We start from the raw sequence: 23,096 nt of genomic DNA, 5'->3' as shown, positions 1-23,096 counted from the left end.
GTACAGTCGGGCGCCCCGCATACCGACGAGCGTGTCAAGCGCTAAATCTCCGAGCTGTGCTTTCTCCACCGCGGACTCCCCTTCTTCCAGGTCATTCTGTGAAGGCTACCCATCGAGGGCCCGCCCTGATCAGTCACGCCGCCTCTTCATTGTCGAGCGCCTCGAGCTCGGCGAACTTCGCCTGCATCGTCGGGTTGCCCTTGGTGAGCTTCTTGATGCTGAGGCTCACCGCCTTGTCGTTGGCGAGGCGGAGGTTGTTCTCCGATCCGAGCAGGGCATCCTTGACCTTCTGAAGGCGATCGATGACGACATCGATGTCCTTGATCGCAACGTCGAACCTGCGCTTGGCAAGATCGTAGTTCTTGCCGAACGCCGACTTGAAGCCTTCGAGCTCCGACTCAAAATCGGTGATGTCGATGTTCTGCCTCTTCACCTGCTCCAGCTCGGCCTTGACCAGGATGGTGTCCTGGGCCGCATTCCGCAGCAGCGCGACAATGGCAAGGAAGAACTGGGGGCGGACGACGAACATTCTCGGATACAGATGTGACACATCTGTGATGCCGGTGTAGAGCTCGGAGTCCTCTTCGAGCATCGACACGAGCACCGCGTACTCGCAGCCCTTGTCGTTGCGGTCTTTGTCCAACTTGGCGAGAAAATCGACGTTCTTCTTCTTCGTCGACGAAAGGTCAGACTCGTTCTTCATCTCGAACATGATGGAGACATACTCGATGCCGTCCTCGTTGAAGTCACGGAAAACGTAGTCGCCCTTCGTGCCACCGGAAGCGTCGTTGTCCTTGCAGAACTCGGCATTCGGGAATGCGAGCGATCGCATGCGATTGAAGTCGGTCTCGCAGTGCTGCTCGAGGGTTTCGCCCAGCAGCTTCACGGACAGCCGGGCCTTCATGTCCTTATAGCGCTCAATGAGTTCGTCCTTGAGCGCAAGCTCCTTGGAGTGCAATGCGCTGAGCGCGGCATCCCGAGCATCCTGCTCTGCCTTCTGCAGCGCCAGCCGGCTCTTCGCCTCCATGAGCTGCTTCTCGGTCGCCGAGACTGCCGTCGTGACGGCAAGCTGTTGGACGGTGGCGGCCTTGTCGAGTTCGGCCTTCAGCGTCTGGATCTGCACATCCTTGGCCACTGCGGCCGTCTGCGCCTGTTGGGCAACGCGTGCCTCAGCGAGGGCGATCTCGGTCAGCTTGGCGCGTTCAGCCTCGGCAAGCCGCGCGTGGAGATCCTTCTCGAACTCCACGTTACGAATCTGCTGGGCGATGTCTGCGTACTGGGCCCCATCGATGTTGAACACGGTGGCGCAGTGCGGGCACTTGATCTCGTTCATGACTTCTCCTGTTGGCGGATATTTTCCTATGCGCTCAGCATACCCTCGCTGCTCCGCTGTTCGCAACCCCATTTCTATGCTTTACGCAAACTTTCGGTGCCGATTGCATGGAGCTGATTGTTCTGAGAGCATAGAAGCATGCCTCCGGAAAGCCAGAATCCTCGCGTGGTCGGTTCGTCACCGCGAACCGGCGACCTCGCGCTCGGCAAGCGCATCGCTGCCCGCCGGGAGGAGCTCGGCATGAGTCGCAAAGATCTGGCCAGCGCCACTGACCTGTCGTATCCGTACATCGCACAGCTTGAGACGGGGTACCGGCTCCCGTCGGCAAAGCACCAGATGACCCTTTCCCGAGTCCTGGGAATGTCGCTGGATGACCTCTTCGCCACCGCCGAGAAGCTCCCCGCGCTCAGGTCAGCAGGGGCGCCCGCCCGAAGCGCACGCCCCTCCATCGATGAGGCGATCGAGCGGGCCGTTCAAGAACTCGAGACGCTGCCCGCCTCTGTCCGCATGGAAGCCCTCTCCCGTGTGCAGATGCAGGTCATGGCCGGCGTCGTCGAAGACCGCAGCCGCTCCACCAGCTGACCCCGCCGTCAGACCGCGCTGGACCCATCGATTCCGGAGTCGTCAGTACGACCGCGCTTGCGGTTCATCTGGTGGTACGACGACCGGCTGAGCTTCGACATGTACTCGGTGGAGCGCTCCGAAGCTATATCAGTCATCCGATCGACGGATGCGATCTCCTTCTCGAACTCTGCAGCGGCTTCGACCGGCACGAGCGAGAGCGCACGGCTGAGGTGTGACTTCGCCTCGACCAGGTGGGCGCGGGCCGATCCGACCTCGTGGCGCTCGAACGCCTCTGAGGCTTGCTTCTTCGCGTGCTGAGCTTCCTGGAAGAGCTTCTCCGACTCGACGACAGGATGAACGAGGCGGCGTGCGGCATCCGTTCCCGGAACGATGTTCACCCCGACCGGCAGCTTCGCGGCGTGCTGGATGAGTCTGGGCAGTTCGATGTACTCGAGCTCGAGTGTTGCCACCTCGACGGATCCGAGATCAGCCATCGCGGGCACTTTCAGCTTCATCAGCAGTCGCCGCTTCTCGGAGGCATACAGGTCGCCGATCTCGATCATGATGCGACCGTCCGGCAGCGCGTGGCCGGGCAGATCGTTGTAAAGGCGCATCATCTCGACCGCCGGCCGGAGCACGAGTGTGAGCGTGACCGCCTGGAGCGCCTTCGCCAGCAGACCCGCGACCTCACCGGCGATCGCGGCGATCGCGGCATCCGGATCATTCGCGAACACGTGGTTACCCGAGCCCGAGCGCGCGAGCGCTGTCAGGAGGGTTTCGTCGTAGTGCTCGCCATAGCCGAGCGTGGAGATGACAATGCCGTCCATGTGCGCCTTCTCAGCGACGCCAGCGAAGTCGTTCACGTCGCGGAGCCCCGCATTGACATGCCCGTCAGACACCACGAGCAACGTGCCCCCACCGCGCGCAGCGCGCTTCAGTTCGCGAAGACCGCGCAGGAGCCCCGCTCCGAGATCGGTGCTTCCGCCCGTCGTGACGCGGCGAATCTGCGCGATCACTTCTTCTTTGTCGGAAATGGGGCCCGCGGGCACCACCACCTGCGCGGTGTGGTCGAACGTCACGAGACCGAAGTTGTCGGTCGGCTCGAGTCGACGCACCAACGCGATCAACGCATCCTTCGCGCCTTCGAGCGGCGCTCCGGTCATCGATCCACTGCGATCGAGGACGATCTCGAGCGAAGCTGGCGGACGTTGCTGGTCAGCATCAGTGGCCGGCGCCTCCAGGTCGAGCATGATCGTCACCTCATCATCGAGGTCGACCGCGACAACATTAATGTCCAACTGGGTGGTGATCTTCATGGCATTCCTTCGTACAGTAGAGCATTGGTTATGCGCTCAGCATACGCCAGTGCCGCGCTTTGCGCAAGCAATCGGCTATGCGTAACGCATACTACTCGTCGAAGGGGGCGTCAGGCAGTCGCTGATACACCGCAGTGAGACGGGACTTGACATGCGCGCCAAGCCGAACAATTCCGAAGATCTCGGCCGTGCGACGAAGGACCGCTTCCTCGTCGAGCCGCGGCGCGAGTCGGCGCACCGCCTGCATCGCGTTCGCGATCTCTTCCGGCGCGATCTCTTCCAACGACCGAGAGCCGGCCTTGTCGACGGACCGATACCCGGTCCACGTCTGAGGGTCGAGCCCTTCCGGCCAGGCGAAGACTCCGAGTCGGTCCTTTTTCACCCGGTCACGAGGAACGAGCTTTGAGATCTCTTCCGCGCGTGCGGTGCGCACCGCGTTGAGACCGAAGCGTCGAGCGACGATTCGAGTGAGCCGCCCCAACTCCACCGGCCCCTCGGCCTCGATCACGTCGGCGATCTGTTCGCGCACCTTCGCCACCGCAGAGCGCCGCGCCAGCTCGTCCAGCGTGTCACGCGCACCCACGACGCTCGTATGCGCAGGCACGAAAGTCCCCGCGCGGGCAGGATGTGCGGATGCGGCGGGCACGGCCGGGTGCGAGTCCATCTCGGATCCTGCGGGCACGACCGGTGGCAGATCGAACTCGGGGACTGCGGGGACGAACGGCGTGGACGAGACATCGGATGCCGAAGCCGACGGCGCGTGATCGGCGAGCACGCGAGCCGAAGAAGCAACCGCCACGGCATCCCCGACCACCGCTGGAACGGCATCCGCAACCACCGCCGGCGACACCTCCGGCACTATCACGGGCACCGCGAAGGCCGATTCGGCAGCCGCGACCTGCTCGAGCACCTGCGAGACGACGAGGTCGCGATTCTGCATCCACATCGGCCACCAGATGCGAGCGACCGCGGGCCATCCCATCAGGCCTTCGAGCACTTCGAGGGGCAGCACGTCGCGGTCGGAAACGGTCGTTCGCCGGGTCCAGCTCTCGCCGTCAAGCAGCACCGGGAGAATCGGTCGCGTCGGGGGCTCTGCCCGTGCCAACACGAGGTCGAGGCGGAAGTTCGACATCCCCACGTCCGTCATCACGTGAAGCCCTGCGGCCCGCAATGCCTCGGCGATGTCGTCTCGGTGTCGATCTCGAATCGCGACCCGACCGGGAGTGTCGACCCCGACGGCAGTGCCGCGCGCCGCGTCGAGAAGGAACTCCTTGAAGTGCTTGGGCCCGTCGTACGCCGAGCCCGCCACGTCGAGCTCTGATGGGTCGAAGCTGCAGAACACGATGTCTTTGCGGCGGGCACGGGTGATCGCGACATTGAGTCGACGTTCGCCTCCACTGTTGGACAGTGGTCCGAAGTTGGTGGGGATCTTGCCGTTGGCCTGCTTCGAGAAGGCGACGGAGAAGACGATGATGTCGCGCTCGTCGCCCTGCACCTGTTCGAGCGCCTTCACGAACAGGACGTCGCTGCGCCCAGTCTTGTTCTCGTCCATGGCCGCCGCGATGCCGCGGTCGCCGCTCGCGATAAGCAGATCCTCGATCAACTCGCGCTGCGGTTCATTGAACGTCACAATGCCTATCGAGGGCGGGTTGTCTCCCGCCTCCGCAATGAGCTCGCCCACGGCCTTCACGATCGCGATCGCCTCGGCCGGATTGGTGTTCGCGCCTGCCCGGATGTCGTTGCCGAGATCAATCCCCGTGCTTCCCGCACGCAAGTAGCGACCGTCAACATAGCCGTCGGGCTTTCGCTTGTACCCCTCAGCAGACCGGTGCGCGTCTGCGTCGGGCATCGCCACGCGACGGAACTCAATGCCGGTCTCCGAGGAGAGAAGCGTCGGAGTGGGGAAGCTGCTCAGATCGCCCTTGTAGTACTTGCGATTGCTGAAGGCGATGAGCTGCTCGTCCTGGCTGCGGTAATGCCAGTTGAGACTGAGCGTGGCAACGCGCGCGAGTTCGCACTCTGACAGGATCGACTCTTGATCTTCGAGGATCTCGTCGGCCTGCGCGTCGTCGATCTCCTCGTCGTGTGCGCCGCCGCCGACACGACGGGTCGGGGGCATCTGCTTGCTGTCGCCGACGATGATCGCCGCCCGTGCGCGGCCGAGAGCGCCGATCGCTTCCGGCACGGTGATCTGCGATGCTTCGTCGAAGATCACGAGATCGAACTCCATCAGCTCGGGATCGATCAGGTCGACGACCGACGCGGGGCTGGCGAGCACGAGCGGGGTCAGCTCTTGAACGGCATCACCGAATTTGCGCAGGATCGCGCGGGTTCCGAGGCGACGCGTCGTCTTCTCGAGTTCGCGGGCAAGGCCTCCGGTGCGCGCACCCTGCCCTGATCCACCGCGGCGCTCCAGCAGACGCGAGGGAGCATCCGTGATCCATTGGGTGCGCACCTCCGACTGCGCTTCGGCGTACGCCTCAACCCGCTGGTCATGGGCGACCGCGTCAAAACGGTCGAGTCCGGCAGATCGGATGCGCTCGCTCAGCGAGGCCTGCGCAACTCCGCGGGCCAGGGCGTCTTCGGCGACATCCGGCGACATGACGCCCCCGAGAAGCTGCGCGCGGGCGTCACCCAGCCGGGCGTCGTGCATGCACTCCAGCCGGCGCGCGAGGGCGCACCACTGCTGCAGTCCCAGCAGGCGCTGGTATTCGGCATCCCGCTTCCAGTCGTCCGCGTGGTGTTCGGCTGCCTGGATGAGAGATCGGCCCGCGAGCCACACGGCGTAGTCGTCGTCTTGCACGGCGAGCTCGCGAAGCAGTGTGCTCCAGGCCTCCGCGAATGCGACGATGCGGGCGAGCTGCCCATCGAGGTGACCGGCCGCCGCGAGGGCCGTCACCCGCGGCGTCCACTCGTCTGAGCTTCGAAGACCGGATGCCGCGGCAGCGAGCTCGGCAACGCGCGCACGAGCGGATGCCAGCGCATCCGGCGCGAAGGGGTTGGTGGGGACGGCGCCGGCGAGGCCAGGCACGGAGGCAATCGATGCGCGGATCTGCGCCGCGGCGTCGCGCACGGCGGTGAGGTCGCCGAGCAGCGCCGGCGCGGATGCTGCAGTCACATCCAGTTCTGCGGGGGCGAGCGCGGCCAGCGGCGCGAGCGCGGCTTCCACGCGACCCTTTCGACCCAGGAAACCCGATTCGGTCGCAGCGTCGAACGCGGCGGCGATCGAAGGCAGGTCGAGGTCAATCACGCTGTGCGGGAATCCGCGCAGCCGCGGCCGCCACCCCTCGGCGGACTTCTCGCAGGCGGTGACGGTACCGGGCGCGCCCTGCACCCACTGCGAGTCAAGGACTTGCCCCAGCTCCACACCGCGAGGCAAGACTGGGTTCGCCGCGCGCACAAGCGCATCGAGTTGACGCGGATGCGTGACGTCGGCCAGTGCCGCCTTCAACTCCGCCGGCGCAGTTTCTGCCCAGCGCAAGCCATCTTGAATGGCGGCGATTGCGGCGCGTACCACCTCGACATCGATCGGATCGTTCGCGCCGACTCCAGCGAGACGCCAGGGGTGATCGCGCCGCACCCCCGCGGCACTGGTCCACCTCTGGAGGTCTTCGAACGTGCTGCGAACCGCGGCGAGGCTCTCAGCATGGTGGGCGACGGACTCGACGGGCACCGAAATCACAGGCCCGTCGCCGAGAACGATCAGCTCGTCGTGCGCGCTGTACGCGGAGTGTCCAGCGGCGTTGCGGGAGTGCAGTGAGGTCGGGTATTGCGTCAGTTCGAATCGCGCGTTCCGTAGTCGCCGGCGGGCGCTCTCGATCGCGATCGCGTCGGGGGTGACGCTGGCCGTCAGCGCACGCTGTAGCGATGCCCGCACCTCGACGGAGTTCGAGCCCTCGTGATGCAGATTAAGCGTGAACGGGCTGAGACCGATCGACTCCAGCCGCCGCTGCACGACGGCGAGCGCGGTGCCCTTCTCCGCGACGAAAAGCACCCGCATCCCCTCGAGAACGCACTCGGCGACCATGTTTGTGATCGTCTGTGACTTGCCCGTTCCGGGTGGGCCCTGCAGCACGAACGTGCGGCCTTGCTTGGCCCACATCACTGCACGCTTTTGTGTCGAGTCGGCGGGAATCGGGGTCTCGAGAATCTCAATCTCGTCAGCCGTCAACTCAGCGGATGCCGCGGCCGCGGCATCCTGGAACTCTTCAGTCGGTGTCTCGACCAAGTGGCGAACGAGGGGTCGCTCGAGGAACCCGTCTGCGTGGGCGTTGAGGTCTTGCCACATGCGGAACGCCGACAGATCGAGCGTGGCGAGCCGCGCCTCGGCGAGCACCTGGGCGTCGAGCGTGCCCTGATGACCGATGAGGGCGTTGCGGACCTCGGTGATGACGGCGTCGACGTCAATACCCGCTCGGTCAGAGATCGGTTCGACGAGTCCGGGAATCGTCACGCCGTGCTCGCGGCGCAACCACTCGATCAGGGCGGCGTTGGTCGTGGTCTGCTGCGTCGCGTCCAACGACAGCGAGAACTCCTTGCCCCCACGCACACCGACGAGATTGACGGGCACGAGGATCAGAGGCGCATCGGCCAGCTTGCCGGGTGAGTGTGTCCATCGAAGGATACCGAGACAGAGGTACAGCGGATTCATTCCGCGCTCTTCGCGCGCGGTCTTCGCGTTGTGCGCCATGGAGCGGAGCTCGCGAATGGTGACGGATTCAGAGATCGCTCTCAACTCGTCTTCGGCGCGCCCGATTCGCTGAACGTAGACCATGCGGTCTCGCAGGGCGGCCTCAAGGCTCGCCTCGTCCTCGGGGTCGCCTGACTCGAGAAGCTGCCGTGCGTTGACCGGTCCGCGCGCTGCCCAGACTTCGGGCAGATCGAAGGCGCTGTGGACGCTGAACGTCTTGTCCTGATTGAGCATGTCTTCCAGCTCGCCCAGACTCTTCGACGGCAATACGAGCGGTTGAACCCGCGCGTTACTTCCGAGATTGAGCAGCGCATTCGTCGCGGTCGGGCTGAACAACGACGACTTCCACGTGCGATAGCGAGGCGGATGCATATCGACTCGGCGCTCGCGCACGACAGCTTCAGGCGCCTCCGAATCGACCACGGTGACGGCAGCGGGTGCGTCGACGCGGTACTCGAAGATCTCGGTGACGCCGTCCGGCCGTTCTGTCACGGCAGGGAGAGGTGACACTCCGAGCCTGCGAGCCGCCGCGACATCGATCAGGGTGACATCGCCTTCAGCTACAGCACCCGCGAACCGATCGTTTTTTGCTTCTGCGCGGGCCCTATCAGCGTTGCCGTTCTTATCAACCGTGAGTGCGGTCGTTTCGATCAGCCCGAGACGCCCGGCCGCGACGAGGTTTGCTATTCGGGTCACATCGGTGACGACCGCCCGCCGCGGGTACCAATCCGTGGCGTCGCTCGCTTCGGCGGTTCCGCTCTTGCCCGGATCGTTCCGCCAGTATCCGATGAAGATGTGACCGGGAATGAGCAGGAGGACGGGGAGGAGGCCGACATCTTCGATGACCGCCGCCGTCAGCACCGTCGTATCGAGGCAGGTGGCTAGCCCGCCACCCGCGACGTCACCGTGGTCACGAATTCGCTGGCCGACATCCTGATAATCCCATCCGGGTGGCGGATCGGAATAAGCAATCTTGCGTGCGCGGATTGCCTCGTATATCGAGGTGATGGATGCCTCGACGGCTTGAGGCGATTGATCGTCGGCCATCTGGAACGCGTGGAAAGAGGCCTCGCCGAACAGCTTTCCGCGCATATCGGCTGCCTCACGCGCGATCTCTTTCACGGCGGGATGGTTCGGACGCACAAACGACGCAAGGAGCGACCGCGCAAGGTCTCCGCCGCGCACTCGACCCTGAGCCGACCTGAGCGGGTCACCGATCATGTTCCAGAGGTCTCGCGGCTGAACGTCGACGGCTTCGTCGGCGCGCGCCACCGGATGCGAGTCAATCTCCAGCACTGTTACGCACATTGCGCCCCGGCGGTCGTCAACTTGCGACATCACGCGAGCAGAAAGGGGAACGTGGACTTCCTTCATGCGGCTGACGCCGGCGGGCAAGGGCCCGTCGTGCACCACCCTGGTTCCGAACACGATGTCGGCATCGCGAAGCGTGACGGTGATGCGAGCGCGTTCGACGGGTTCTGCGAGCTCGACCACGATGTCAGTGATCTGAGGAATCCGGGCGTTCGCCGACGCCCACGACCACTGCGGGCTGACGTCGGCGCGAAGGTGCGCGACGATCATCGGCTGCGGCGGCGTGGAGTCAGCAGCGCCCATCTGTTCCTCAAGCACATCGGTAAAACCCGGGTCCACGCTGGGCTCGAGCTCCACGGGCTGATCCGCCGATTGTTCCACCGACAGAGGTATAGGTTGCACTGTTCCGTGCCAGTAGTCGAGCGCCTCGTCGAGGTAACGCTCGATCTCGCTGACGTCCGCAACGCCGAAAGCAACAGTTCCGTCGATAACGATCTCGTTAGCGCCCTCGAGCCACGACGGTTCGACCGAGCGCACATACGGCTGCGTGAGGGCAAGCGCAGTGTCACCAAGGAAGGGAAGGATCCGCAACTCATCGCCGTCCACTTCCGCGAACGCGAAAGTGCTCTGAGGCTCCTCGAGTGCGAGCCAGCCGCGCGATTGGTCGCTGACGAGGTCGACTCGCCCCTGCCTGGTCGCGCTGAACTCGAAGACCCGCAGCGCCAGCTCCGTGTTCAGCTCCGCCCGCGTTCCATCCAGGTTAGTCACTCGCTCCCCTTTGTGCCCGTTACCGCCAACCACGCGATCAGTCTGACGTCATCCGGACTGATCACCGGGAGGGGCTCAACCTTCGCAGCGGGTTGGATCCCGAATCTGTCGAGCACAGCAATGATTCTCTCGACCTGCTCTTTCGGCGACCCTTCCTCGAGCAGCGCGTGGCGGACGGCGTTCTTCGCCTTTGTGCTCGGAACAGACTTGAGCCGGCGAAGCAGCTCTCCCTGCTTAGGCCCGCCGAGGTACGCTCCGTGCGCGAAGACAATATCGGCAGCATCGCGAAATGCACGCGGCAATGCTGCGGTCATCGCGTTCGGGTCGGTGCTCCTCATCCACTCCGCGTGAGCGTGCGCGCGCGCCACATCCCACGCATCGTATGCACTCCGGAACGCCTGATCTGAAAGCGCTCGTTCGCGATCGGGTCGCCCCGGGTCGGCGGCGACGAGCGACCCCAACGTGTCGTCCTCGACGATCGCCCGGCCGTCTTCGCCGAGCACCACATTCCACTGCGCGTCCGCGTAGACATTGCGGAACCAGACCTTGGCGTCGGGGCCTTCGCCCATGCGCATGCAGAGAACGTAGACATTTCCCTGCACAGTCTGGCTCTCGAACCCGCTGCCCACTCCATGAGGCAATTCCTCGAGGCTGGTCCGAAGATTGTTGTCATCGGCAAGCGCGTTGGCGAGCCGCCGACGATACTCCTCGCCCGATCCGGCGGCCGATCCCCCGCCCTCGTTGACCAGGATCTGGATCTCGTGGGCGATGAGGTCGGGGTCGTAATGGTCCTGAGGTGGAAAGGCTGACACGCCGGGCAGAACTACGCCCGTACCCACGGCGGCATCCGCCTGCTTGAGCTTCCGCGTGAGGGTCCGCTCAAGATGCAGGAACTCATCGAGATGCTCCGTCGGGAAGAACACCCCGAGGTGGATCTCTGGATGTTCACTGCCGATGCGGTCGACGCGTCCGTGTCGCTGAACGATACGCATCGGGTTCCACGGCAGGTCGTAGTTGATGATTTCCGCGGCCTGCTGCAGGTTGACGCCCTCGGCGAGAACGTCGGTCGTGAGGAGAATGTCGTACTCATCCGCCACCATCGGTTTGCCGTCACTGTCCAGGCGCCCGGCCGTGCGCGGGGCGAACGCGGCGATGGCCGCCGCACGCGATGCCTGACTGACCCCGCCGGTCTTACCCGACGCGTACTCACCGATAATCGCCGGTGCGAGTCGGCCTCGATACGGCGCGAGCGGGTGGTCCTCGCCCGCCGCATCGAGGGCCGCCGTCAGCCGTTCGTGAACTTCGCGAATGGTGTCCGCGTAGGTCGAGAAGACGATGACCTTTCGTCGATCAGAAGACGAGATTCCCCTCGGGCTCACGGGAGCCGCCGCCGTCGCAATCACGCCGAGTTCGGTGATCAGCGTCTTCGCTTTGGGTTCGTCACCATGCGCTGCCGCGATCGCGAGGGTCTGCATATAGCGCAGGAGAACCAGGTCGCGCTCGACGTCGTATCGCAGCAGGTCGGCGTGGTACTCGCTCACCGGCGTCGCTTGATGCTCGGTGTCGTGATCAAGGCCCTCGACGATCTCGTCGAGCTCTTCCGACTCAGAGTTGACATAGTCGCGAAGCGCGCCGCCGATCAGCACGTACCCGTTTCCGAGTGCAGACACGAAGGCCTCATGCGTGGAGATCAGCACTCCGAGGGTGCTTGCCAGTGCGCGCGGAGATGATTCCAGACGCTTCAAGAGCGCCGATCGAAGCAGACCCATGTTGGTCACCTGGGTGCCGTCAAGCCGCGCGCTCTTCAGGTACGCGCTCGGCGCGTACCGCGCGAGAAGGAGACGACGCTCATCTTCTCGTCGAACAGTGAAGGACGCTGCGTGCGCCTCCTCCTCGGGAATGTGCAGGCCGTACGTCACCGCGTCGACGAGCGCTTCGCCGACTTCATCCAGCTCGTAGTCCACCCGTCGCACGCTGGCGTCGGGGAACTCGACGAGGATCCGCTTGCCGCCGGGGCCGGGCACGGTCTCGCCCCGATAATTCTCTTTCACGAAGCGGCGAGTGCGGCGAACCGAGACCTGATCCATGAGGTCGAAGAGGTGCCCGGGTGTCAGTGCGTCGGGATCGAGCTTCTGCGCCTCGCGGATGTACTGACGGATCGACGGAATGCCGATCGCGGCGAACCGCGCGTCGTCACGCACGAAGTACTTCACGAGCGTCTCGAGGTCGATCAGGGAGTTGTTGACGGGGGTGGCAGTGAGCAGTACGACTTTCTTGGGGTGCTTGCCCGCGAGGATGATCTTGTCCAGCGCCTCCGATCGCGCAGCGCTGGCGTTTCGCAGGTTGTGCGCCTCGTCCACGATGATGAGCGCCGCATCTTCGGCATTGTCATAAAATTCGTTGTGGTGCGGGTGCTCCGGGTTCATCCGGTTGCGGATTTCCTCGTAGGAGTACACCTTCACGCGTCGGCTCATGTCGTACTGCTCAAGGATCGGCTCCCACACGCTCGACTTCAACGCGGCGGGCGCCGCAATCACCACACGTTGGCGACGCTCCTCGGTCGCGGCGGCGATCACCTCCAGTGCAAGGAAGGTCTTGCCGAGACCGACTTCGTCGGCGACGAGAACCCCGCCGATTTCATCCAGGAGCCGTCGCATGCGCTTGACGCCGTCGGCCTGAAATCGGGTGAGCTCGAATCGGGTTGGCCCGGCCTTCTCATCGTCGAGGTTCGCGCCGTATCGCTCCCACAGCATCCGCAGAAAGATCGTCCACGGCGTGTGCTCACCCCAGAGAGGTTCATACAGCGCCGCGAGGTCGTAGAACTCACCATCGGCCCAGCACTCCTCGAACCAGTCGATCACCTGCGGGGTTGAGCCGTTCGTGCCGGAGTCGCCGACATTGAGTTCGGCGTTGCGCGTCAGTCCCGCGAGAGTGAGATTGCTCGAGCCCGCGAGGAAGGCCGGATGCGTGGGGTGGTGGCTGATAAAGGCTTTGCCGTGAAGGAAGCCTTGGGTGTACCGCCGGATCTCGATCGTCGGCTCTCCGGCCTCGTCGGCGGCGCGCAGCCAGGCCACGAGCCTCCGAGCTGATTCTGTGGCCTTATAGTCGAAGCCCAGCGAATCACGCTCGGCTTTGAGCCAGCTGTCGTGGTCGGAAAGCGCCGCCCGCAGTCGCTCAGTCGCCGTGCGATCGGTCTCGAGCCGGATCTGCGGGTCGGGGATCGGTTCGGCCCCGAGAAGGATCCGGATGCGCGGCAGCTTCTCCAGCTCGTCGGCGAGAAGCAAAAAGCCGCCCGGGTTGAGATAGGCCGTGGCAATAGCGGCGCTCGGCGGCACCGCGAGAGCCGCCCGGTTCACCCGGAAGAGCCGGTTGATCTCGGCGGCGACCGTCATCGGCGGTGCGATGCGGTTGGTTGCGAACGCGGGGAGCTGCTCTGTCATGCTTGGTCCTTCCATGCGGCGTAATGCGCAAGCACGGCGTCGAGGCGGGGTTGGTAGTCCCACCCGCGGTGGAACGTCGCGAAGATGTGCTCGACTTGGTCCTCGCTGAGCCCGTATAGCAGCGAGACCAGCGCGTCGAGCTCGGCGATGAGATCGGACTTCGTCGGTTCATCATTCGCGGTACCAACTTCGACGCCGACCTCTTTGGCCCACTCGCGGTAGCGCTCGTCGACGGCTGCGAGACGGCCAGCGATCTTGACGACGCGACTGGGCAGAAGATCCCTATTGGAGTAGACCGGCACGGGAAGCGCGTTCAGGATGTTGTACTTCAGGTGCATCTCCACCCATCGCCGGCTCGCCCAGTCAAACGGGATGCTTGACATTACGCCAAGCAAGAATGCTTCCGCGTCGTAGCCACCTCTTCGCCTGACGACCAGAGGAGCCATCTCGGTGAAGGCAACACCAGGTGGCATCAGTGCCACGATCGTGGTTCTAGTGTCCGTCGCCCGGGAGATGTCGCGAAACGCAATCCGCGCGGCGTCCATCGGTAGCTTGCCATCGACAAAGACTTGACCGAGGTAGGGCGAGCGATTCGACTTCACAGCCTTCACGACCTTCGCCGTGAGATACGCGCGAATCGTGTGACGATCCGCGAGAGCGTACGGATCAGTCGCGAAGTCTGGTTGCCAAAGGTTGAACGCAGCTCCAGCGAGCACCTTCACCTGAGTCGTCCGGGGCGCGGCGACGTTGAAATCGTAGAACCGCTTGTCGGCGGTGGAGTGAAGCTCTGTAGTCGGCCGGAACTCCCAGTCCTCGCGGACGGCGTCGAACCGAGGAGACTCCTTCATCTGAGCGAAGACGACCGCTGAGGTCGGGTCCGGGATGAGTGGGAAGGCAGCTGTTGACGACCACGACAAGAACTCCTTCGCGTCAACTTCAGAGAGGTCGCCTGAGCCGCGTAGGAACTCCTGTTCGCTCGAAAAGGGTCCGCAGAAGCGCGCCACGTGCTCTCCTCCGCGCTCTACTACCGTGAGCCCCACAGTGAGGCGGGTGCCATTTGGGAGCTTGAAGACCCACTCGCCCCTGTTTTCGAGAAAGCAAACATCAGCGAACGCACCGTTGTCGAGCACATCGCGCCGCCACTCAGCGAGGGCGGATCCAGACAGTGCGCCGCGGGGAAGTACGTTGGCGGCGCGGCCACCCGTCCGAGTGAGGCGCCAGAATCTCCATGCGAACGCCTGGTACAGATCCGGGTCGCCGCCCGAGCCGAGCCCTGGGTAAGGTCCCTTGACCAGGACAGCACGGAACGCGTCCGTCGACACGACGTCGGCGAGGTATTGCGCCATCAGATCAGGACGAGCGTCTTGGAACGCGGTGAGCTTCAACTTCTTCTCTGCCTGCGACATCGCTCGAAGTCCGGGGAGCCGAAGACCCCACCACTGATGTTCTTCGATCTTCACTTTCTCCCACGGCGGGTTCCCAAGGAGGACGTCGAAACCAGAGTTTTCGCGAAGAAACACCTCCGGGAAGAGGTAAGGCATGTGCGCCGGAGTGAGCCGCTCCGCGGCCTCAGCTACCGCCGGGCTATCGACCAACTCCTCAAGATCTTCCGCGGTCAGAATTGCGCGACCGGGAATATCCCCGATCCGCATGGCCACTGCCGCGTCGAAGATCCGACGCACGGTCTCGCTTTCCGCCTTCGCCTCCGCGAGGAGCTTGGCTCCCGCTTCAACCTCCGACTTGTCAGCTTCGCTCGCCGCGGCGAAATCGACCAGACGCGTCTTCGCACGGGCTAGTTCGTCCAGAATGACGTCGTCAAAGAAGGTGCCCTGCCCGGGTGCGCGCTTCGGGTCGAGCGCATCCAAAGCCTCCTCGATCGTTCCGATGCCTGTCAGCGAGTTGCCGAGCACGAGGCCGTGGTCGAGGCTCGACATCGGCAGGCCCGGCACGAACGTGTGGATCCACAGGGCCAGGCGCGACAGCTCGACCGCAAGAGGATTGATGTCGAGTCCGTAGATGCAGCGGCGAGCGATCTGCCGGCGCAGCAACTGCGCCTCGGTGATCATATCGGCGGCTTCGACATCGGCACCGAGCGCCTCACGAGCTTTGCTCGCCAGTCGTGCCAGCTCAGCGCGCACGGTCGGCATGTCGGTGATGGTGAGAAAGTCGCGCATTCCGCGTTCGATCTTGTCGACCGCGGCAACGAGGAAGTGCGCCGAGCCCATGGCGAGATCTCCGACCCGGAAGTCCCAGAACAGGCTCGCCGCAGCGCGTTCCTTGCCGGCCTCGACGAGCTCTTTCACTTTCTCGAGATGCGCGGCGAGTGACGGCTCAACGGAGCGCTCGATGAGGTGGTCAACAACGATCTTGGGCGTGAAGTACGAGCCGGTCGCCTTTCTTTCCCCCGATGCCGAATGAAAGTACGGAGTGCCCGCGGGCGCGGCGATCTCAGCGCCCTCCTTGGCGGGAACGTACGAGCCGTTTGCATCGAGAGACAGATCGCCATCGGCGAGCGACAAAGACGACTCGAGGAGTCCCTCATAGATCGTGCCGAACTCGCGCACCTGCAGCGAGCGGAAATCCACCGGGCCGGGTGTGCCGTCCTCCGTGATCTCGGTGAGCATCGCCTGCAGCGCCGGCCCAAGCACGCTGTCGGGCAGCTCGAGCTTCTTGAGAAGCGTTCCTTCGTCTGTCGCCGGGTCGAACAGGGTGCCGCCGTAGGCAGGCACTTCCCACTGCGCGTTGCCGTTGAAGATCGCGTCCCACACCTGCACGAGGTCGAGCCAGATCGACGAGGCGGTGCTGCTGAAGTCGGCGGCATCCGTCGTGATCGCCCGTTTCACGAACGCCTGGAGCGAGTTCGCGTCGTAGTTCTCGTTGCGACCGGCCGGTAGCAGTTCGCTGTCTTCGCCGTACGCCTGGAACAGAATGCGGAACAGGATGCGAAGTGTCAGCGCATAGGCAACCTTGAGCCCCTCGGCGTCGATCGTGACACCCAGCTGCGGCAGACGCTGAGCGATCGCAATCGCGACCTGGGGCACCACACGCTCGTAGACCCTGTCTCGAAGGTTCGCGCCGAGCTCGGCCGCGTACCGCCCCGAGCCATCGAGGATCTCGTCGGCCGAGCCGCCCTTCTCCAGAGCAGCCGCCGAGAAGATCAGGGGCAACAGCCCCGCAATATCGGGGTCGAGCAATGAGAGATCGAGTTCGAAGTACGTCTCGGACTGTCCCCGCTGACCGACCCCCACGCCATCGCGCCCCGGATAAAGGCGGAGTGTCGATTGGCGAAGCACGATAAGCCACGGCACCTCTTCACGCCCCGCGAGCTCGAGTCCGTGCGCCACCGGTGACAACTGATAGGTCGGGCTCTTCTGGTCGAAATGCTCAGTCTCGTCGAGCAGAACCGCGATCGCTCGCCGCGAGCCCGACTCAGCACGCAGAACCAGCGCAGAGCCCGAGGCGTTGGTGACCGGCTCAGCGGTGAAGCCGAGCGCCGTGATGAGCGCCTTGCCCTGCGTCGCCAGCATGGGTTGAGCCGCTTCCTGCGCCGTCGCCCAATCGGGGCGGCGAGGCACGTTCACCCTCAGGTGATAGCTCGCGAAGAGGAAGTGGTTCGAGTATCCGGCCGCGCCATCCGTGGTGAAGGCACGCTCGATCGCGACGATGCGCTGCTGTGCGGCAAGCACGTCACGTTCATCGAGCACGGACTGCAACTGGCGTTCCGCCTGGGCGCGAGAGTACGGGCCGCGCGGCAGCGTCTTGCCGTCGTAGATCCACACCCCGTCCCGGTGCGCCGCCGCAACGAGCACCGGCATGGCGGTGTTGAGACCACGCGTCTTCCACGCGGCATCCATCATCGCCTTCGTCGGCCGCACCGTTGCCGTGGCCACTGCGATCTGCACTTCACCGACACCCGTATCGTCGTGGCCGAAGACGACCTCGATCGGCGTGATGCCTTCGGGCAGAGAGGCGCTCCACGAGATCGTGTTGGCGCCGCTGAGCTCGAGCTGGTCCGTCTGCGTCATTCGTCTTCTCGTCCTCTAGCCCAGGTGTCCGGGAAACCAGGTCTGCGGTGTCGCCACCGCAACCCGCGTCATCCCCTGCTCGTCGATGTACAGCACGTCTCCGTAGTTGGTCACGCGGATGGTGCCACCCGGCTGAGCCGCTGCCGTGATCGCTTCTTCGATCTCTTTCGCCTGCTCAACTTCCCCCTTGGCGACCATATCGGAGAGCGCCGACCCCGAATCGATATCGACAAGTCGTCCGGCCACGACGTCGTAGTAGCGGCGCACCAAGAAGCCTCGCGCGATCTCGCTCTCGGGATCGGGTCCGGTGTAGCCCAGCAGGCGCTCCCGGCCCTCGATGAACCCCCCGACCGCGCCGTCATCGTCGATCCAGAGGTCGCCCATCGGACGCGCAGCCGTCCACTGCCGAAGCTTGTCGGCGAGAGGGCCGTCGACCTCAGTTCGTACAGAGCGTCCGGTCGCCACGTCGACGACATCGCGCGTACGAGTAACGCGGACTCGCCTCTCAGGCACATCCCCACGCCAGATGGCACCGATTGGAGGCCTGCTTGCGCGGTCGATCTTCTCCAGAGGGATCTCAATCGGGGGCTCGTCGTCACCACCCGTCGGCTGAGCGGCAACCGCCGCAGCTGGTGCGACGGACTGTGCCGGAGCGGTCGGAGGGTACTGACCCGTTCGAATGCGGTCGATGCGCTTGATCATCCGCGCCGCGGGCGCCTCGACGCCCATCGACGTCTTGACTCCAAACAGCCGGACAAGGTCAGCGGCGTCCCTGAGTTGCGAGACTGAGGGCTCATCACTGAAGTGAAGCCAGGTGTTGCGCGTGTCGACGATTTTCTTGGAGACCACTCGAAGATCTCCTGTGTTGGGAATGATCTGTCGGTAGACGGTCTCGGGCGCACGAAGGTACTCCCCCAAGAAGAAACTCGGGTCCTCCGGCGACTGGCGTCGACGGACGTGGGCAGGATCTTCTGCATTGCGGCGCTGCACGTACTCATCAAACCAACGGGATCCCAGATCGGGCACCAACACGCGGTCGCTCCGGTTGGCAAACTCGATCCCGAAGCCCCGCATGAGGGAGAAGTACCCCTTCATGACCTCTCCATAGGTATTGCCTTCGGGATACTCCATAACGAACGCTTCTCCGCTCATCAGTGCAACACCTCCATCGCACTGCCGCGGCCGAAGCCCTTCATGATCGGGAGCACGCGCGTGATCGCGAACGCCGCGAACACCGCTTCAATCCCCTCGGCGGTGACCGCTAAAGCGGGGTGCTCGCGATACTTGCCCGCCTCAGGCCTGAGCACGACGTAGTCACCGGTCCGGGCGCCGTGCGAAGCGAGCAGGTCTGCAGCATCTGCACCGGCCAACTCATCGAGGTCTCCCCACGACACGGAGGCAAGACTCGGGTAGCCGCGTTCGCCGTACTTCAGCGCCCGGAGCAGGGCAACACGCGTGCCCGGTGTCGTCTCGTTGAGCGTCATGCGGCCCGCTGCCTCCAGCCTGCGGTACTCGTTCGGACCGGCAAGAAAGTCGAGTGGCTGTACGTCGGCCGATCCGTCCTCCCAGATCGCGCATCCGATCGTCATCCGGAGACCGTCGCTCGACTCGATGACGGCCTCCCGGAGCTTTCCGTCTTGCTCAGCGCCGCCCCGGCCGGCCGATACTGAGACTCCACGGAAGCTCACGTCCTCGGAACGCATGGCGATCGCGACAAGACCGACGTTGAACTCGATGTCGTCATGCATCAGGCTGCCGCCCCCGCGAGCAGGAGTGTCGTGAAGGCATCCCGCACCACGTCGTACGCCGCCCCCGACTTGCCGATCTTCTGCGGGTCGAAGTCCATCATCTGCATGATCCCCTTGTACTTCTTTGCGATCTCAATGAGGTTGTCGTTGAGGAACGTCGTAGGGTCGGTCTTCCACGCGATCGTGCCGTCGTCGCGGCGCTCAAGCAGGGCCGTCAGGCCGTAGACGAGTGGAATGATGTAGCCCTCGGGGCTCGCGTACGACGCCTCCTGATCTGTGTAGCGAGTGCGCGGCTTGGTCTTCGCATTCGCGGGATTCATCTTGCTGACGGCGGTAATGCGGCCGTACTTGCCGTCGTTCTTGTTGTACGCCTCGGGAAACTTGCGGTAGATCAGCTCGTAGAGCTCGGGAAACTGCCCGGCGATCGCCAGAGCGCTGAAGACCGGAACGTTGCGCAGCTCGGCGATCGCGCCGCGCTCCGTCGTCACCACCGGCGAACTCATGAGCCGCTCGAAGCGCACGACGCAGTCGCCCTTGTTGCGATAGAGGTTCTGCGGCAGCGGGGCGACCACGGGCTTGCCGTCGTCGGCGGCCGGCATCGGGTCAAGCATCGCCAGGGGAATCCACGACAGCGCGACGATGTCGGCGACTTTCACGGGCTTCGGGTCGCCCTGCTGCCACTCGACGCGCTCGCTGATGTAGGCGGGGAGCGTCAGCTTGAGATCGTCGAAGTAGCCGCGCTTGTTGGCCTTCGCCTCGACCCTGAGCTGCACGTTGTTGTTGCGTGCGGCGCAGATGTCGAGCAGAGATGCCTCAAATTCTTCGGTCACGACCTCGTCATCGGGGTCGGACGGAACGATGAGCTCCACCGGAATGAGGAAGTCGAGGTCGGTGGTCTCTCCGTCCCGCACCCGCGCCCGCAGCTGATCGACGGCCTCCGCCTGCTCATGCCACAGCGTGCGGAAGTCGTCCCACACCTTGACCTTTTTGATCCTCGGCTCCGCCACTCCCGCCAGCGCGAGGACGTGGAGTCCGATCGCGAGCGTGTTGTGGCCGCCATCGAGGATGCCCTCGACCTTGCGTTTCTCGAAGTTCACACCGATGCGGTCACGATCGAGCTTGCGGTACTGCGATGCGCCGAGCAGGATCCCTTTCGTCTTGAAGGGGAAATCGTTCGGGGTGTTCTCGATCGACTCACGGATGGCCGTCGTCACCTGACCGACCTTGGAAGAACGCGGATTCGCTTCCAGGTCGAGAACGTCGATCACGGGCACGAAGTGCCGAGCGGGAACGAAGCCCGAGAAGCGGGTGATGCGCTCGACGGTCTGCTCGACGAGCTTGTCGAACTTGATCACCACGTGGAACGCGGAGAAGGATGCTGCGTCGTTGATGTTCTGATTCATTGCTCTTCCTCATTCTGTCGAGAAGGAGCCTCTGGGAACAGAAAAGCCGGCCCGAGGCCGGCTTGTGCTGCTGCAGATCGACCAGCGATCCTCCAGAAGCCCTGCCGGGTTTCTTGTGTGTACTGAATGCCGCCCCCATCCAGGGCTGCAGGTTGTCGTGCTTCCGTCGAGCGTTTCGGCCCGACATAGTGAGCATGCCACAAGAGTCGCTCTATGCACCAGTAGTATTTTGCTTAGCGCATAGGCTACGTTGTTAAACGACCACTCCGGAGAATGAGAGACAATGCACGAGAAGAAACAGCTGAGCGAGCGCGACCAGCGCATCGTCGCCCGCTACACCGAGGGCGCGACCCTTGAAGCGATCGGTCTCGAGGAGGGGCTCACCCGGGAGCGGGTCCGCCAGATCGGGGAGCAAGCTGGCGGACCAGGCGCCAAGGTAGCGCGGGCCGCCCGTCAAGCAGTGAAGGACGCCGCGGCTACGCAGGCTCGCGAGTCATTCCTCGCGTCGTTCGGCCCGGTGGCTTCAGATCTGGCCCACCAAGGCTTCACGCGACCGGCCACGATCGCTCGCATCAAGACTCTCTTCCCCTCGATCAATACCGACCTGGCAGAGGATGCACTGAAGGGGTCAGACATCGTCTTCGACCAAGACAACAGCACCGACACCTTCTCTAACATCGCCCTCGAGGCTGGCGTCTGGTACCTGCTTGGGTCGGAACTGCGCCTGAAGCCCGACTACGAGTGGGCCGCGGCGAACCTCCCCCAAGATCTGCTTGACGAGCTGGGCGACCACCTGGTCAAGGCATCCGTCACCCCCGACGAGCTCGCGACGATCCTCGGAATGATCGGAGCAGCGCAACGAGCGGCCGTGGCCGATCCAACCCTCACGATGACCGGGAGCCGCTACAACGAGCTGCGGGCGGAGCTACTCGACGCTATGGGGTTGACCTCAGCCAAGGGCGCGAAGCCGTGGCCACCCACTCGCCAGACCCTCATGAAGCGCTACGAGGGATGGAACGACGCCCTCGAATCCATGGGGCTCTCGCTCGCCACCAAGGGTCGACAGAAGGGTCTTCTGATCTTCAGCGATCAGGACTATGCGCAGGCGGTCGTCGAGTTCATCTCCGCGGCATCCAAGTTCGGCATCGAGCCGACGTTTGCCAGCTACGGACAGTGGGTAAAGAACGAGTCAGGGCTGGGCGTCCGGCGCCCGTCTCCGGCCTCCATCCGCAACTATTACGGCGCGTGGCTCATGGCGCTCCGGAAGGCGCCGCGCTCGGTCGCGGCTGCTGAACTCGAGTCGGCCGAGGACACTTTGATTGAGAGCGAGAAGAGGACCGCATGACAGACAGCGTGCTGCCGCCGCGGCGGCTTGTATATGGGCCAGCGACATACGCGGGGTTCGAGGGCATCGTCATCGACGCCGAGGCCGCGGCGCGGTTCGGCACACTCTCGCGCGCCACCACTCTCCGCGAGTTCGTCGCTGTGATCTATGACGGCGACTGGGAGCAGTTCATCGCATTCAATGGCGACGCCGATAAGGACGCACAGTCTCCCGACGATCACTTCGACTATGAGGAGTGGTTTAGCGACGGCAACGCGGGCGAATACCCCGCCGACACGGCATGGGATTCCGCATCCGACGTCGTCATGCGCCTCCTGGGCGAAGATCCCGAAGGTCTGAGCGAGATCGAATGCGGTGGCGGATCACCGGGCGGAAACATGGATGCCGTCACCGGCCCTCTCGCGCAACTCGCCCTGCTGGCCGAGAGGATCGACCCTGCGAGAGACGGGATCGTTCTCGAGCGGGACGACGCCCTCGTCGACCTGGGAATGTCGCGGCCGCTCTATGAGTAGGAGCCCTCGAAACAGGACGCCGATCCCGATCGCCTGCTACGCCAACAAAAGGAAACCCATGAATCACAGCAAATTGACCGCCACGCTTGCGTCCGTATCTCTGTTCGCAGCGCTTGCGCTCGTCGGCTGCACCGGCAGCCCAGAAGACACAGCCCCGGAGACGTCAGCAGCATCGATTCCCGCGAGTCCTCCGGAATCCCAGGCGCCCGTAGAGTCGCTGGCGCCCGCGGAGCCGCCGACGGACATCGAGGCGTCTGTCCAGGCGTTTATAGCGACCCTCGATGAGCTCGGGATCGCGCACTCCGAGCCCGTCCGCGCAGAGGTCGGCATGTCCGGTGCGAAAGCACGATTCGGTATCACGGTCAACGGCTTCGATGCCGGAATCAATGTGTTCCCTGATGCCGACACGCTCGCGACCTGGGGTGAGGCAAGCGACTCATTCGGCGGCATCTACATCGCCTACGGCAACGCGGTCCTCACGCTCAACTCAAGCGAAGGAATCGCCAATTCAGCCGAGGTCGCTCCGCGGATCGCGGAAGCCATCGGTGGGCAGGCGCACGGCATCTAGGCAGCGAGCATGTTCAAGCGAACCGCCGCCACTTTATGCCTAGAAGCGGCTCTGGTCGCCGGGCGCGGCCCGC

General features: G+C 64.2%; 12 protein-coding genes. 4 read left to right on the top strand and 8 right to left on the bottom strand.

Annotation, left to right across the window (positions count from 1 at the left end; genetic code table 11):
- Positions 1–133: 133 nt before the first annotated feature.
- Positions 134–1,333 carry a DUF2130 domain-containing protein gene (locus ACFXOO_RS03190; RefSeq protein WP_394562752.1) on the bottom strand — a complete coding sequence of 400 codons (1,200 nt, stop codon included), beginning with the start codon at positions 1,331–1,333 and terminating at the stop codon, positions 134–136.
- Between the two features lie 138 nt (positions 1,334–1,471).
- Between ACFXOO_RS03190 and ACFXOO_RS03185 the strand changes: the two genes are divergently transcribed.
- Positions 1,472–1,915 carry a helix-turn-helix domain-containing protein gene (locus ACFXOO_RS03185; protein ID WP_394562751.1) on the top strand — a complete coding sequence of 148 codons (444 nt, stop codon included), beginning with the start codon at positions 1,472–1,474 and terminating at the stop codon, positions 1,913–1,915.
- Positions 1,916–1,923: 8 nt separating this feature from the next.
- Here the strand turns inward: ACFXOO_RS03185 and ACFXOO_RS03180 are convergent, their stop codons facing one another.
- The 7 genes from ACFXOO_RS03180 to ACFXOO_RS03150 form a co-directional block, all read right to left on the bottom strand.
- Positions 1,924–3,213 (bottom strand): VWA domain-containing protein, encoded by a 1,290-nt coding sequence (locus tag ACFXOO_RS03180; protein ID WP_394562750.1) that lies wholly within the window; start codon positions 3,211–3,213, stop codon positions 1,924–1,926.
- Positions 3,214–3,304: 91 nt separating this feature from the next.
- Entirely contained in the window at positions 3,305–9,982 is a 6,678-nt protein-coding gene (locus ACFXOO_RS03175; RefSeq protein ID WP_394562749.1) for a DUF4011 domain-containing protein, read from the bottom strand.
- The gene (locus ACFXOO_RS03170; protein WP_394562748.1) at positions 9,979–13,374 is read right to left on the bottom strand and encodes an SNF2-related protein; all 3,396 of its coding nucleotides are present in this window, start codon (positions 13,372–13,374) and stop codon (positions 9,979–9,981) included. Before ACFXOO_RS03170 ends, ACFXOO_RS03175 begins: the two co-directional genes overlap by 4 nt.
- Before the next feature lie 44 nt (positions 13,375–13,418).
- A complete protein-coding gene (locus ACFXOO_RS03165; RefSeq protein ID WP_394562747.1) occupies positions 13,419–17,447 on the bottom strand; it encodes an Eco57I restriction-modification methylase domain-containing protein in 4,029 nt (1,342 codons plus the stop codon).
- Positions 17,448–17,462: 15 nt separating this feature from the next.
- Positions 17,463–18,599 carry a hypothetical protein gene (locus ACFXOO_RS03160; RefSeq protein WP_394562746.1) on the bottom strand — a complete coding sequence of 379 codons (1,137 nt, stop codon included), beginning with the start codon at positions 18,597–18,599 and terminating at the stop codon, positions 17,463–17,465.
- A complete protein-coding gene (locus tag ACFXOO_RS03155; RefSeq protein WP_394562745.1) occupies positions 18,599–19,195 on the bottom strand; it encodes a hypothetical protein in 597 nt (198 codons plus the stop codon). The genes ACFXOO_RS03160 and ACFXOO_RS03155 overlap by 1 nt, the downstream gene beginning before the upstream one ends.
- Positions 19,195–20,598 (bottom strand): hypothetical protein, encoded by a 1,404-nt coding sequence (locus tag ACFXOO_RS03150; RefSeq protein ID WP_394562744.1) that lies wholly within the window; start codon positions 20,596–20,598, stop codon positions 19,195–19,197. Before ACFXOO_RS03150 ends, ACFXOO_RS03155 begins: the two co-directional genes overlap by 1 nt.
- A 283-nt stretch (positions 20,599–20,881) precedes the next feature.
- Between ACFXOO_RS03150 and ACFXOO_RS03145 the strand changes: the two genes are divergently transcribed.
- Genes ACFXOO_RS03145 through ACFXOO_RS03135 form a run of 3 tightly spaced genes read left to right on the top strand, consistent with a single transcriptional unit; the run spans position 20,882 to position 23,023 of the window.
- On the top strand, positions 20,882–21,943 hold the full coding sequence (locus tag ACFXOO_RS03145; protein WP_394562743.1) for a sigma factor-like helix-turn-helix DNA-binding protein: 1,062 nt from the start codon (positions 20,882–20,884) through the stop codon (positions 21,941–21,943).
- Positions 21,940–22,455 carry a hypothetical protein gene (locus ACFXOO_RS03140; RefSeq protein WP_394562742.1) on the top strand — a complete coding sequence of 172 codons (516 nt, stop codon included), beginning with the start codon at positions 21,940–21,942 and terminating at the stop codon, positions 22,453–22,455. The genes ACFXOO_RS03145 and ACFXOO_RS03140 overlap by 4 nt, the downstream gene beginning before the upstream one ends.
- Before the next feature lie 58 nt (positions 22,456–22,513).
- Positions 22,514–23,023, top strand: coding sequence for a hypothetical protein (locus ACFXOO_RS03135; RefSeq protein ID WP_394562741.1), 510 nt, complete (start codon positions 22,514–22,516; stop codon positions 23,021–23,023).
- Positions 23,024–23,096: the final 73 nt, after the last annotated feature.

Source organism: Microbacterium sp. P03 (assembly GCF_043556235.1).
Lineage (GTDB): Bacteria > Actinomycetota > Actinomycetes > Actinomycetales > Microbacteriaceae > Microbacterium.
This window is presented reverse-complemented; position numbering and strand designations above follow the sequence as displayed.